The organism is Pseudomonas sp. G3-39 (genome assembly GCF_054790485.1).
The window spans coordinates 3,517,880-3,530,285 of sequence record NZ_CP186497.1; the positions used below are offsets into that span (position 1 = coordinate 3,517,880).

At 61.2% G+C, this 12,406-nt stretch carries 14 protein-coding genes; 8 read left to right on the forward strand and 6 right to left on the reverse strand.

Translation table 11 applies throughout. From position 1 onward, the window contains the following. Window positions 1-90: 90 nt before the first annotated feature. Window positions 91-729, forward strand: coding sequence for a TetR family transcriptional regulator (locus tag ACOYXG_RS15420; protein WP_097090341.1), 639 nt, complete (start codon window positions 91-93; stop codon window positions 727-729). Here ACOYXG_RS15420 and ACOYXG_RS15425 read toward each other — a convergent pair. From ACOYXG_RS15425 to ACOYXG_RS15435, 3 genes are all read right to left on the reverse strand, one after another. Further along, the gene (locus ACOYXG_RS15425; protein WP_460352631.1) at window positions 721-1,674 is read right to left on the reverse strand and encodes a bifunctional helix-turn-helix transcriptional regulator/GNAT family N-acetyltransferase; all 954 of its coding nucleotides are present in this window, start codon (window positions 1,672-1,674) and stop codon (window positions 721-723) included. The two genes, ACOYXG_RS15420 and ACOYXG_RS15425, sit on opposite strands and share 9 nt — an antisense overlap. A gap of 217 nt (window positions 1,675-1,891) precedes the next feature. After that, on the reverse strand, window positions 1,892-2,233 hold the full coding sequence (locus tag ACOYXG_RS15430; RefSeq protein ID WP_095136448.1) for a YajG family lipoprotein: 342 nt from the start codon (window positions 2,231-2,233) through the stop codon (window positions 1,892-1,894). Window positions 2,234-2,319: 86 nt separating this feature from the next. Next, window positions 2,320-2,964 carry a hypothetical protein gene (locus ACOYXG_RS15435; RefSeq protein ID WP_007960530.1) on the reverse strand — a complete coding sequence of 215 codons (645 nt, stop codon included), beginning with the start codon at window positions 2,962-2,964 and terminating at the stop codon, window positions 2,320-2,322. A 170-nt stretch (window positions 2,965-3,134) separates the two neighbouring features. On the opposite strand from ACOYXG_RS15435, the gene ACOYXG_RS15440 reads away from it, so the two are divergent. The 5 genes from ACOYXG_RS15440 (at window position 3,135) to ACOYXG_RS15460 (ending at window position 9,315) form a co-directional block, all read left to right on the forward strand. Then, window positions 3,135-3,383, forward strand: coding sequence for a hypothetical protein (locus ACOYXG_RS15440; RefSeq protein ID WP_047598324.1), 249 nt, complete (start codon window positions 3,135-3,137; stop codon window positions 3,381-3,383). Between the two features lie 103 nt (window positions 3,384-3,486). After that, window positions 3,487-4,644, forward strand: a complete 1,158-nt coding sequence (locus ACOYXG_RS15445; protein ID WP_460352634.1) for a GGDEF domain-containing protein — start codon at window positions 3,487-3,489, stop codon at window positions 4,642-4,644. Between the two features lie 8 nt (window positions 4,645-4,652). Further along, window positions 4,653-5,147, forward strand: coding sequence for a PaaI family thioesterase (locus ACOYXG_RS15450; RefSeq protein WP_027613009.1), 495 nt, complete (start codon window positions 4,653-4,655; stop codon window positions 5,145-5,147). A gap of 290 nt (window positions 5,148-5,437) precedes the next feature. Next, window positions 5,438-6,982, forward strand: coding sequence for a class I SAM-dependent methyltransferase (locus ACOYXG_RS15455; protein WP_336836933.1), 1,545 nt, complete (start codon window positions 5,438-5,440; stop codon window positions 6,980-6,982). 203 nt (window positions 6,983-7,185) lie between these two features. Further along, a complete protein-coding gene (locus ACOYXG_RS15460) occupies window positions 7,186-9,315 on the forward strand; it encodes a TonB-dependent receptor family protein (RefSeq protein ID WP_460352637.1) in 2,130 nt (709 codons plus the stop codon). A 30-nt stretch (window positions 9,316-9,345) separates the two neighbouring features. Here the strand turns inward: ACOYXG_RS15460 and ACOYXG_RS15465 are convergent, their stop codons facing one another. From ACOYXG_RS15465 to ACOYXG_RS15475, 3 genes are all read right to left on the reverse strand, one after another. After that, complete coding sequence (locus tag ACOYXG_RS15465) at window positions 9,346-9,738, reverse strand: hypothetical protein (protein ID WP_460352639.1); 393 nt, start codon at window positions 9,736-9,738, stop codon at window positions 9,346-9,348. A 38-nt stretch (window positions 9,739-9,776) separates the two neighbouring features. Further along, window positions 9,777-10,073 (reverse strand): DUF7660 family protein, encoded by a 297-nt coding sequence (locus tag ACOYXG_RS15470; protein ID WP_460352641.1) that lies wholly within the window; start codon window positions 10,071-10,073, stop codon window positions 9,777-9,779. Window positions 10,074-10,146: 73 nt separating this feature from the next. Next, the gene (locus ACOYXG_RS15475) at window positions 10,147-10,515 is read right to left on the reverse strand and encodes a lysozyme inhibitor LprI family protein (protein WP_460352643.1); all 369 of its coding nucleotides are present in this window, start codon (window positions 10,513-10,515) and stop codon (window positions 10,147-10,149) included. A 41-nt stretch (window positions 10,516-10,556) separates the two neighbouring features. On the opposite strand from ACOYXG_RS15475, the gene ACOYXG_RS15480 reads away from it, so the two are divergent. Then, window positions 10,557-10,787, forward strand: coding sequence for a hypothetical protein (locus ACOYXG_RS15480; RefSeq protein ID WP_460352645.1), 231 nt, complete (start codon window positions 10,557-10,559; stop codon window positions 10,785-10,787). A gap of 250 nt (window positions 10,788-11,037) precedes the next feature. After that, the gene (locus ACOYXG_RS15485) at window positions 11,038-12,357 is read left to right on the forward strand and encodes a flavin-containing monooxygenase (RefSeq protein WP_460352647.1); all 1,320 of its coding nucleotides are present in this window, start codon (window positions 11,038-11,040) and stop codon (window positions 12,355-12,357) included. Window positions 12,358-12,406: the final 49 nt, after the last annotated feature.

Consider the following 12,406-nt stretch of genomic DNA (forward strand, 5'->3'; position numbering starts at 1 on the left):
GATTAAGATGCGAGTGATTCGTCGCATTTAAATGATGCAAGTGATTCACTCGATCCGCTATTCGCGTTTCCCCCGAGGCCCGAGCCGCCCATGAGCAATCGTCAGACCGCCCGTATTTCCTCGCGCAAACAGCCGCAGCAGGCACGCTCGACTGACTTGGTCGCGGCGATTCTGCAGGCGGCTATTCAGGTTTTGACCGAGCATGGCGCGCCCCGATTCACCACCGCACGGGTCGCGGAAAAGGCCGGCGTGAGCATCGGCTCGCTGTACCAGTACTTCCCCAACAAGGCGGCGATCCTGTTCCGATTACAAAGTGATGAGTGGCTGCACACCACGCAGATGCTGCAGCAGATTCTGGAAAATCATCAACAGCCGCCCCTGACGCGTCTGCGCACACTGGTGCAGGCTTTCATCCGTTCGGAGTGCGAGGAAGCGCAGATGCGCGGTGCGCTGAATGACGCGGCGCCGCTGTATCGCGATGCGCCCGAGGCCCACGAAGTGCGCACGGCCGGACGGCAGATCTTCGCCACGTTCATGCAGCATTTGCTGCCGGAATCCGATGAGCCAACCCGCATCGCGGCCTGCGATCTGATCCTGACCACGCTCAGTTCGGTGGGCAAAGACTTTTCCGGCACTGCGCGCAGCGATCTGGAAATCACGGCTTTCGCCGACCGGCTGGCGGACATGTTCAGCGCCTACGTGATGACGCTGAATCAACCTTCAGCGTGAGACGGCTGTTCGGGTGAACTGCTGTTCCGTCACCACGCTACCCCACTGACTGCCCTGCTCTTCCATGGTCAATTCGAACCCGGCCGCTTCGTACAGTCGGCGCGCGGCGTCGAGGCCCTTGAAGGTCCAGAGCTGAATCGCATCAAAACCCTGCTGATCGCAAAACTCCACTGCCGCGCTCAGCAGCTGCCGGCCCACGCCACTGCCGCGGCAGCCGTCGTCGAGGATAAACCAGCGCAAATGCGCCTGATTGTTGCCCAGATCCTGGCCGTCGATTGCGATCGAGCCGACGATGCGCTCATCAAGCGTGGCTACCCAGATCTGGTTGCAGGGCTGATCGAGGCGCCCGACAAACTCCGCCGTTTCACGGGCGACGCGGCTTTCAAAGATCGCGCCGAAACCGGAATGCCGCGAATAATAATCCGCATGCATTTGCGCCACGCGGCCGATCAGCCCGGGGCGATAGCCGGCGCTGATGTGCAGGTTCGGCGTGAGTGGCCGGTCGGCGCCCAGACGGATGGTCTTGAGCGCATGCGCGTAGGTTGACAGGCCCTGCGCCACGCTCTGTTGTTGCGACGGATTGAGCGTGTCCAATGCCTTGCTGACCTGGGCCTGGCCATAGGCATGAATGTCGGCGACGGTCTGCCGGCCCTGCGGCGTCAAGTGCAGATGCTTGACCCGCGCGTCCTCGGCGGCACGCTCCTCGATCTCCCCGGCCTTGATCAGTTTGCCGACCATGCGGCTGACACTGGACTTTTCCAGACCAAGGCTTTGCGCCAGCTGTGCAGCGCTGACGCCGTCCCCGGCCTCGATTTCCAGCAATGCGTGCACGCCGGAGGCGGAATAGTCGGTCGCCGCCAGGGTGGCGCGCAGGAAACCGAATTCACGCACCATCGTGCGCGACGCTGTACGGATTTCTTCGATCAAGGCTGTAGGGATACTCATGACACATCACCGCTGAAATTTAGTTGCACCATACAACCATATTTCAATATGACGGTGCAAGAAGCCGACGACTCCGGGCGAGCGGTCGATTGTCGGCGTCGCCACAGCAGCAAACGTCAGACAAAAAAAGCCCCGCAACCGAATGAGGTGCGGGGCAAAGTATTGGTTGGTTGCGGCCAACCAAAGGAGCTCGGTTAAAACGGTTTGTGCAGCCGGATCAGATGCAGTCCTGGGCGGCGCGTTCAAAACTGGAAGGCAGGAAGTTCGAAGCCAGCAAGTGGCGCTCGTAGATGAACACCTTGCCGCCGTTGCCGGCCTTGTAGGCTTCCAGCACGTTGTCTGCCGACACCTTGCTTGGCACCACGATCCGGTAGCTGCGCTGGGTCTGCGAAACGGTCGGGTTCAGCGCACTGCCCTGCAGCTTCGGCACCACGCAATCGGCGTATTGCGCCGGAGTCTTGTTGGTCTGCAAGGTCAGCGTCGGGTCGTTCGGTGCGGAGGCGCAACCGGCGAGCAGCAAGGAAGCAACGGCCAGGGTCGGGGCAAACAAAGCACGCATCGGGGTCATCCTGAAAATAAAGGTTCGGTTCATCTGGCAGCGATTCAGCGTCACGGCGCCGCCGCTGCCCTTTTGGTTTTGAGTGTTCAGCTGGAAGCCACCAGCGCCTTGAGCGAGGCATCGAACTGCTTCAAGGCATTGAGTTGCAGGTCACGTTGCTGCTCGATCTGCGCGGCAATCTCGTGCGCCGCTTTGTCGTGGACCCAGACCGCCGGGATCTGTTTCTCCACCGAGCCTTCGGCCTTGCCGATGTATTGCAGGTCGGCATCGTAGAAACGCGCGATAAAGTGCGCCTCGTACAGACTGTTCTGCTGAGTCAGCAAGCGGTTGAAGGTATCCAGTTTCACCACGATGTCCGGATGCGCCAGAATCAGCGCATCGAGGTTGTCGTAAACGGTCACCGACATGAACTGGCGCTGCAACGAGCTGAGCAACCAGTCGATCGCCAGTTCCGGGTCGGAGCTGCTGACAAAGGCGGCGCGGATTCGCGAATCCAGTGCATCCTTGGCGCCGTGCAGCGCCATATCGTGGTAGCGCGTCAGGTATTGCAGGTTTTCCCGGGTGTTTTCGCTGTACAACACACCCACGGTCTGTGAATGCTGCAAAGTCGCGCTGCTGCCGGCGATTGGCTGAAGATGACACGCACAGGCGTCGTCGGCGTAAGACGGTGCCGTGGCTACCATGCCGCTCATCAGCAGAGCGGTCAGCGCCAGTCGGGTCAGTGTCTTCATCGCGCAATTTCCTTGAGCTGCGTTTTCAATGAGGGCAATTTTCCGCCTATTGCCAGCAAAGCTGAACTTGCGTTTCGTGATGGTCACTATTACTTCTAGCGATAGTTACCGACGATAAAGACGGGTACACACTCATCCACAATGAATAAAACAACAGTGAGGACGCCGATTTGAGAACCTTTGACCTGATCCGCGACGCGGTTTTGCAGGACTTTCGCGAGCGGGTGGCGGAATACCTGGTGCAGTACGAAAACGTGTTGCTGGACAAGGACATCACCGATGCGCAGCTCAAGCGCGATACCGCCAATCAGTTGCGTGGCTATTTGCGCGGGTTGAACACCACCCGGGTGCTGGGCATGGCGTACTGGGAAGAACTGGATCGGCGGGTCGTCGACACTTGGCTCACGCCTCACGAATGAGCGTGGACGCCGGTCGGTGATGATCGTATGCGGCGCCTGCCAAAACGGCCCCGAACGCTTACAATCGGCGGCCTTACCGACCTTCTGACAGGCTCCCCCGGAAATGCCGCTCGACCCACCAACGATGCTGACCATCTCGATCGCTCTCGCAGCCGCCGCCGCGCTGTATCTGGCGGTCGAGTGGCGCAGCATTCGTGAGCCTTCGCTGCTGTTCTGGAGCGCCGGTTTCGCCACCATCACCGTCGGTTCCACCCTGGCTCTGCTGCGTAGCAACGGCTTTTTGCTGATCGGCATCTGGTTCGCCAACGGCTTGCTGGTGACCGCGCACTTCCTGTTTCTGCTGGGGGTGGCGCGCTTTACGCAGATCCGCCTGTCACCGGCCTGGTACCTGATCTTCGTCTGCTGGCTGGTGATGCTGTTGCTGCCGGACGGGCCGCTATGGTCGAAAGTCATGCTCGCCGCCAACTCGCTGCTGGTCGCTGCCTCGACGCTCAAGGCCAGCCTGCTGCTGCGCCCGCATGGCAAATCGCTGAGCGTCGGTGCGGTGCAATTGCGCTACGTGCTGCTCGGGCATGGGATTTTCTATGTGGCCAAGGCCCTGACCGTAGTGATCCCCGGCACGCTGATCGACCTGGCTGCGTTCCGTGGCGTCATCATCCAGATCTCGCTGGTCGAGGGCGCGATGGCGATCATGCTGATCGCACTGTCGATGACCGGCACCGAACGCTACCGGCGCGAGGAGCAGATCGCCCGACTGGCCGCCCGCGATCCACTGACCGCGCTCTACAACCGCCGCGCCCTCGACATGCGCGCGCCGGGCCTGCTGCGGGGCGTGTCTGCGGCGCATCCCGGCGCCCTGCTATTGATCGATATCGACAACTTCAAATCGGTCAACGATCAGTACGGCCACAGCGCCGGCGACCGTTTGCTGGTGGCGTTGAGCGAAATGATCCGCGCCGAGACCACCGATGAGGCGCTGGCCGCGCGTTTGGGCGGCGACGAGTTCGTGATTTTGCTGAGCAACGCGCCGAGTGATCACATCGTCAGACTGGGCGACGCCCTGCGCGATCAATTTCAGCGCAGCGCCGCGCAAGCCTTCCCGACACCAGAGCCGGTGACACTGAGCATCGGTGCCACCCTGTTCAACCAGCCACCGGCCAGCCTCGCGGCATTGATCGAACAAGGCGACGCCGCGCTGTATGAATCCAAGCGCGGTGGGCGCAACCGCCTGCGCCTGACCGGGCTCACCACTTCAGGATGATCAGACCCATGACCCGTTCCGAAACGCCTCTGCAAGACCTCGCCGCCCCCGAAGGCGTCTGCTACGGCTGCGGCAGCCGCAACCCCCATGGCCTGCACGTCAAAAGCTACTGGCACGAGGACGGCGTGCACGTCATGGCCGAACAACTGCCGGAAGACAAATACTGCGGCTGGCCGGACCTGGTGTACGGCGGGTTGCTGGCGATGCTGGTCGACTGCCACTCCAACTGGACCGCGATGGCTTACCACTACCGCCACGAACATCGCGAGCCGGGCAGCCTGCCGCGCATCGACTGCGTCACCGGCAACCTCGGCCTCAAGTTCATCAAACCCACACCGATGGGCGTCACCCTGACCTTGCGCGCCAGGGTCGAAGGCGACGTCGGGCGCAAAACTCGGGTGATCTGCGAGGTGTACGCCGGAGAAGTGCTGACGGCGGTGGGCGATTCGGTGTTCGTGCGGGTCGATACCGGGCAACTGGCGGACGCGGCGCACGGGCGCTGACTCCACACGCGCCCCTGTAGGAGCTGCCGCAGGCTGCGATCTTTTGACTTTCAAGATCAACATCAAAAGATCGCAGCCTGCGGCAGCTCCTACAGGGCATGGTGCTCGAATTAACCCGGGCGCTGGCCCGAAAGACTGCATGACCGATTTGCGGCCCACAGCAGCGATGGCAGACAGACGTCTAAACGCCTCGGCAATCGTAAGATTCACTTACATGTTTTTCCGCTTGTGGTGCACATTGCCAACCCCTTATAAGAGCGGCTCTCACTCGCGAATTGAAGGATGCACCCATGAGCAATGCCTGGAACGAAGGGTATTTCACCGACGAGGGCTACACCTACTCGTACAGCCGGGAAATCAACCCGGTGTTCCAGCGCTTTTGCCTGTTGCTGCGTGGCTTTGCCACGCTGGAGAACGCCGGCGGCTACCACTGCGAACTGGGCTTTGGCCAGGGTGTTTCCATCAACATCCACGCCGCCGCCAACCCGGGCAACTACGTTGGCACCGACTTCACGCCATCTCAGGCCGCGCATGCCATCGCATTGGCGAACGACTGGAACAGCCAGGCCCGTCTGTATGACGACAGCTTCGAGCAACTGCTGGCCCGCGATGATCTGCCGGCGTTCGACAGCATCAGCCTGCATGGCATCTGGTCCTGGGTCAGCCGCGACAATCAGCAACTGATCGTCGAGTTCGCCCGTCGCCAGCTCAAGCCCGGCGGCATGTTGTACGTCAGCTACAACTGCTTCCCGGGCTGGTCGCCTTCGGCGCCACTGCGCAATCTGTTCAGCCTGCACAATCGCTTTGCCAGCCAGGCCTCGACCAGCCCGGCCAAACGCATCGATGCCGCGATGGAGTTTTCCGAAACGCTGCTGGCGGCCAATCCGAAGTACGCCAGAGCGGCGCCGGCCCTGGGTGCCCAGTTGCAGAGCATCAAGGGCCAGAACCGTCAGTACGTGGCCCACGAGTATTTCAATCGCAACTGGGACTGCATGTATTTCATCGACGTGGTCGATGCCATGACCGCAGCCAAACTCGACTACGCCACTACGGCCGTACCGCTGGACACCGTGGCTGCGCTGAATCTGAGTGCAGAGGGCATGGACTTTCTGGAAGGTATCGAGCACCCGATCATGCGCGAACAGGCGCGCGACTACTTCATCAATCAGAACTTCCGCCGGGATCTGTACGTACGCGGCGCCAATCGGCTGTCTGCCGCCGAGCAACGCGATGGCCTGCTGAGAACGCGTTTTGTCCTGCTGCAAGCGATTGAGAGCATTCCCGGCACGGTCACTGGTCCCGCCGGCGAGGCTGCGCTGCAAACAGAGATTTACAGCCCGGTGCTCGAAGCGCTCGCTGCCAGTGCCTACGCACCGAAAACCCTGCAGCAGTTGTCGATGGCCGTCGGCTCCGTGTCTTACGACGACCTGGTGCAGGCTGTCACCGTGCTGATCGGCATGGGCGTCGCCGCGCCGTGCCAGAGCGAAGCCGCCGAAAGGCAGGTGCAGGAACATTGCGACACTCTCAACCTGCAACTGTGCAAACGCGCGCTGTTCAACAACAACATTCAGGTGCTGGCCAGTCCGGTCACCGGCGGTGGCGTACCGATCAGCCGCGTGCAGCAGTTGTTCCTGATTTCGATCAAGCAAGGCATGACCGACCCGCAAGACTGGGCGCAGTTGGCGTGGGCCGTCATCGGTGATCAGGGCGAAGTGCTGCACAAGGGTGACCAGCCGCTGCTCACGGCCGAAGAAAACCTTGCCGAGATGACCGAACAGGCCCGGGCATTTGCCCAGACACCGCTGGACATTCTCATGGCGCTGAAAATTGCTTGATCCAGATATACGCCGGACGACTGGCCGCGATAGAGCCCGGCCAGTCGTCTGCGTGTATGGCCCTGACTGCCGCCTCCTGAGCAATCCTGCCCCCGCCTGCCACGCAGCACCCCGTTAAAAAAGCAAAATTGCCATGTGTTTCCGTCGTTCCTTCTTGCGTCGCACTGTTCATTGCCCGTTCCTGTCTGCCTGGAGTTTCTTCGATGCCGTCGCTCAAATCCCTGCCCTCTGCCCTGCTGGGCCTGGCCCTCGCCTGCCCGGTCATGGCCGAGGAACCCAAAAGCATGGAGTTGGGACAGGTGCTGATTTCGGCTGAAGAACAAAGCGACGTCGACGCCTCTGTGGCCGAGGCCCAATCGCGTCTGGCGCAGGTGCCAGGCGGCAGCAACGTGGTTGACCTGCGCCAGCCGTTGCAGGGCCGTGTGGCGAGCAATCAGGATGTGCTGGCGTATCAGCCGGGGGTCTACGCGCAATCGGCGGGTAATGAAGGGGTGAAAATCTCGATCCGTGGTTCGGGGATCAACCGCGCACCGGGCGCGCATGCCTCGGGGTTGTACACGATGCTCGACGGCCTGCCGCTGACCGGCCCCGGCGGTACGCCCTACGAATTGCTCGAACCGCTGTGGCTCGACCATGTGCAGGTGCTGCGCGGCGCCAACGGTTTTGATCGCGGCGCGCTGGCGCTGGGCGGCGCTGTCGATTACGTCAGCCACACCGGTTACGACGCGCCGAAACTGCAAGTGCGCTATGCCACCGGCAGTCACGGTTATCAGCAGCGTCAGGTGAGTTCCGGGCAGGTGCTGGGCGACTTCGATTACTACCTGTCGCTGACCGACTCGAACGCCGACGGCTATCAGGATCACACCGCCAGCGAGAGCAAAGGCGTGATCGCCAACTTCGGTTATCGCTTCAATCCAAACCTGGAAACCCGCTTCTATTTCCGCTATCGCGAGACCGACAACGATCTCGCCGGCCGCGTGACCAAACACTCGATCGAGCACACTCCACGGGCGGCCAACCCGGCCTACGTGGCGCGCGATGACAGCCGCAAACAACCGGGCAGCACCTTCATCGGCAACAAGACCACCTACTACATCGACGACGATTCGAGCATCCAGACCGGGCTGGTCTATCACGACTACCCGATGGACCTGCGCGAAGGCCCGAACCGTCTGAAAGTGGCCTACACCGATGTCAGCGGCACGTTCGATTACAAGCGCCGCGACACCCTGTTCGGCATGGAAAGCCGCAGCACTGTGGGCCTGCGCACCACCAAACACCTGCCGAACGACGGCGCCAGTGAGTTCGTACGCATCCCGTCCGGCAACACCGCCGCGTATGCGCCGGGCACCCGCATGCGCAACTTCACCTATCAGGGTTCGGACACCGTTCTGCACGTGGGCAACGACCTGGAAATCGCCGACGACCTGTGGCTGACCACGGGCCTCGCCGCCATTTACACCCGCCGCGAAAGCGCCGTCACCTACCCGCAAAGCGGCGGCAAGACCAGCATGAACGACTGGGGTTACGCGCCACGTCTGGGCCTGCGTTATCAGGTCACGCCGGACCTGCAACTGTTCGGCAACCTCAGCCGTTCGGTCGAAGCACCGCACCCATGGTCGCTGATCTACAGCTCGAACATCCGCTTCCCGGCCGGCAACGGTGCGGCGACCGGCACCCAGAGCGACCCGATCAAACTGCAGAACCAGACCGCGACCACCCTCGAACTCGGCGGTCGCGGCGACAGCACCCTCGGCCAGTGGAGCCTGGCGTGGTACTACGCCCAGGTGCGCCACGAATTGCTGTCGGTACTGCCGGATGCCAACGCCGTCACCCCGTACGAACTCAACGCCAGCCCCACCGTGCACCAAGGCGTGGAAGCCAGTCTGCAAAGCACGCTGTGGTCGGCCGCCGACGGACGTAAATTGAGCCTGCGTCAGGCTTACACCTTCAGCGATTTCCACTACCGCGACGACCAGCGCTTCGGCGACAACCGCCTGCCCGGCCTGCCGATGCACTACTACCAGGGCGAACTGCGCCACGACTGGCCGCAGGGTTTCTTCGCGGCAGTCAACACGCAACTGGTGTCCAAAGTCGCGGTGGATTACGCCAACAGCTACTACGCCGATCCCTACGCACTGTTCGGCGCCACCGTCGGCTACAACGCGCCGAAAAACGACTGGCAGACCTGGCTCGACCTGCGCAACCTGACCAACAAGCACTACGCCGCGACGGTCACGCCGGGGTATGACGACAAGGGTCTCGATGCAGCACGGTCCACGCCGGGTGAAGGGCTCGGGGTTTATGTCGGGGTGTCGTGGAGTTTGCTCTGACGGTTTGCATACTCGGCAACCGCCGGGTTATTACTCCACCGTAGGCAAATGATTACGCAAAATATTCTCCAGCCCCGGCCGCGTATGTTTCTCCCAAGGGCAAACATCCAGCGCATCGCCTGTGTGCAGATACTCGCCGGCATCAAATGCCTGATAGATGTCAAAGGCTGGCTGGGGCATTTCTTCATGCATCGACACACCAACCATGGGGTTGATAAGTGCATTCATCACTTCATCGCCAAACTCAAAATCACGCGTGTTGGACAGGAAATCTCTGGCTACGGCGATCGTGACTTGATTAAGCAGATCGCGACGGTCGACCTGCAGCCGCTCACAAAAGGGTTGCAGATCGATGGTCAAACCTTCTTCAATCGCTTCCAACATGACCAGATGAAGGTCAGCTTCACTCAACGGCCTACTCATCACACATTTTCCTGCTCTGTTCTTGATGCTCGCCCGGTTCACTCATAAAACTTGCCGGCCAGCAAAATGCTCGCGCAGCGCTGCCATACGTTGGCCGAAGATTCCTCTGCTGCCACCTGCCTGAAACTGTCGATTGCCCAGGCACCTGCTGCCTCAAGAAACGCATCCACAGATCCATTTTCCCAACCCAACGCGCCCCGACCATAGGGTAACAGCGGTTCGTTCATCGTCCGCTCACGGGCGAAATCGGCACCCAGTGCCTGAATAAATGTGATGAACGATCGCTCGTCGTTCACACGCTCTAGCAACTCATCAAGATCATCAGAGCCAGACATCGTGGCAATTTCCTGTTGGCGAATGGTTTGCCCGGGATGCTGCTATGCATCGCCCGGAGGGTCAACCAGTCCGTCAAAACGGCCCCTGCGTCATCACCCGCGTCTCGATGATGCTGCGCAGCGCGTTAACCCGCTTCTGATACAGACCAGTCAAACACCCAACCTTCGCGCCACAGGCCTGACGGCTTTTCAGAAAGTCCTGCTGCTCACCGATCAAAGCATCGCGCCCGCCCATCGGCAGCAGGCGTTTGTCGAGGCTGAACAACTCGCCCATGGTTACGTCCAGATCGTTCAGCGTGCGGTTGGCGCAGACCGCTTTTTCGTCTGCCGCTTGGGCCTTGGCGCAGTCGAAACTGGCGGCGTGTGCTGAATTGGCAGCGATCAGCAGCGCACAGCCGAGGGTGGCAGCGGTCACCCGTGAAATTTCTCGAACTCGTGTCATGTCGTCGTATCCAACGTTGTAAGTCAATGGAGGTATGAGAAATGAAAAGCACCGACGACAGCAAGCCTGCAACCCCGCATAACGCACCATCGCTCGATTCCTCGGGTAAACCGGTGGATGTGGTGCGCCGCGATCTGCAGGACAGCGACGACGACACCCGCGCCGTGGATGAGGTGATTACACCGACGTCCATTCGCGAAAAGGAACAGGACGCCGAAGAACTCAAGCGCAAGACCGATGAAATCGAACGCAAGGTCGCCGACGGTAACTGACGCGACGCTCCCCCCCCTTAAAGTGAATTTTCACCTTCCTGTCCCGGGTTTTCCTGCCCGGGACAACCCTCCCCCTGTCCTGCAAGCCGCGTTTTTACTGGCTTCGCCCCTTCTGCTTCAGCAATTTGTATTCACATCCCAGCTTAATAATATTTTACCGATACCCCCCTCCTGCCTAGTCTGACCGCAAGCAAAACGGACAAGCCTGAAGCGATCCGAATCCACTTGCCTTGCCAGGAAGGATGTAGAAATGACCACTGAAATAATAAAAACAGACACGCTTGTCGTGGGGGCCGGACAGGCCGGTGTGGCGATGAGCGAGCACCTGAGCAAACTCGGCGTGCCGCATCTGGTGCTGGAGCGCAGTCGCATCGCCGAACGCTGGCGCACCGGGCGCTGGGACTCGTTGGTAGCCAACGGTCCGGCGTGGCACGACCGCTTCCCGGGGCTGGAATTCGATGATGTCGATCCCGACGGTTTCGCCCATAAGGAGCGCGTGGCGGACTACTTCGAAGCCTACGCGAAGAAATTCAACGCGCCGATCCGCACCGGGGTCGAGGTCAAAAGCGTGGTGCGCAATGTCGGGCGTCCGGGCTTCACCGTCGAGACCTCCGAAGGCGTGATCGAGGCCAGCCGCGTGGTCGCGGCAACCGGCCCGTTCCAGCGCCCGGTGATCCCGCCGATCGCCCCGCAAGACCCGCGTCTGTTGCAGATCCACTCCGCTGACTATCGCAATCCGCAGCAACTGCCCGCAGGCGCGGTGCTGGTGGTGGGTGCCGGGTCGTCGGGCGTGCAGATCGCCGATGAACTGCAGCGTTCCGGCAAGCAGGTTTATCTGTCGGTCGGTGCGCATGACCGTCCGCCGCGTGCCTATCGCAACCGTGATTTCTGCTGGTGGCTGGGGGTGCTCGGCGAGTGGGATCAGGCAGCGATGAAACCCGGTCGTGAGCACGTGACCATCGCGGTCAGCGGCGCCCATGGCGGGCGCACCATCGATTTTCGTGGTCTGGCCCATCGCGGCATGACCCTCGTCGGCGTGACCGAGTCGTTCAGCAACGGCGTGGTGACCTTCAAGCAGGACCTGGTGGACAACCTCAAGCGTGGCGATGACAACTACCTCGCCCTGCTGGATGCCGCCGATGCCTACATCGAACGCAATGGCCTGGATCTTCCCGAAGAACCCGAGGCGCGCGAAACCTATCCGGATCCCGATTGCGTGAAAGATCCGCTGCTCGATCTGGATCTGGCCGAAGCCGGGATCACTTCGATCATCTGGGCCACCGGGTTCGCCGTGGATTATTCCTGGCTGCAGGTTGCAGCGTTTGACGACAAGGGCAAACCGCAGCACCAGCGCGGCGTGTCCAGCGAGCCGGGGGTGTATTTCCTCGGGCTGCCATGGCAGTCGCGGCGAGGTTCGTCGTTCATCTGGGGCGTGTGGCATGACGCCAAACACGTGGCCGACCACATCGCCACCCAGCGTAAATACCTCGATTACAAGGATGCCGAGCAGCGTGAAGCCGCCCTGCATTCGACCGCCAGCACCAAGGCCGCCGATACCGTCGACGCTTGATTGCCCTCTTTCGCGGCGGTGCCCGGTGCGCCGCTGAACACTCAGTCTG

Excerpts from the sequence above, each read along its gene's own strand:
- ACOYXG_RS15420 (WP_097090341.1), top strand. The coding sequence starts at position 91 with ATGAGCAATCGTCAGACCGCCCGTATTTCCTCGCGCAAACAGCCGCAG.
- ACOYXG_RS15425 (WP_460352631.1), bottom strand. The coding sequence starts at position 1,674 with ATGAGTATCCCTACAGCCTTGATCGAAGAAATCCGTACAGCGTCGCGC.
- ACOYXG_RS15430 (WP_095136448.1), bottom strand. The coding sequence starts at position 2,233 with ATGCGTGCTTTGTTTGCCCCGACCCTGGCCGTTGCTTCCTTGCTGCTC.
- ACOYXG_RS15435 (WP_007960530.1), bottom strand. The coding sequence starts at position 2,964 with ATGAAGACACTGACCCGACTGGCGCTGACCGCTCTGCTGATGAGCGGC.
- ACOYXG_RS15445 (WP_460352634.1), top strand. The coding sequence starts at position 3,487 with ATGCCGCTCGACCCACCAACGATGCTGACCATCTCGATCGCTCTCGCA.
- ACOYXG_RS15450 (WP_027613009.1), top strand. The coding sequence starts at position 4,653 with ATGACCCGTTCCGAAACGCCTCTGCAAGACCTCGCCGCCCCCGAAGGC.
- ACOYXG_RS15455 (WP_336836933.1), top strand. The coding sequence starts at position 5,438 with ATGAGCAATGCCTGGAACGAAGGGTATTTCACCGACGAGGGCTACACC.
- ACOYXG_RS15460 (WP_460352637.1), top strand. The coding sequence starts at position 7,186 with ATGCCGTCGCTCAAATCCCTGCCCTCTGCCCTGCTGGGCCTGGCCCTC.
- ACOYXG_RS15465 (WP_460352639.1), bottom strand. The coding sequence starts at position 9,738 with ATGAGTAGGCCGTTGAGTGAAGCTGACCTTCATCTGGTCATGTTGGAA.
- ACOYXG_RS15470 (WP_460352641.1), bottom strand. The coding sequence starts at position 10,073 with ATGTCTGGCTCTGATGATCTTGATGAGTTGCTAGAGCGTGTGAACGAC.
- ACOYXG_RS15475 (WP_460352643.1), bottom strand. The coding sequence starts at position 10,515 with ATGACACGAGTTCGAGAAATTTCACGGGTGACCGCTGCCACCCTCGGC.
- ACOYXG_RS15480 (WP_460352645.1), top strand. The coding sequence starts at position 10,557 with ATGAAAAGCACCGACGACAGCAAGCCTGCAACCCCGCATAACGCACCA.
- ACOYXG_RS15485 (WP_460352647.1), top strand. The coding sequence starts at position 11,038 with ATGACCACTGAAATAATAAAAACAGACACGCTTGTCGTGGGGGCCGGA.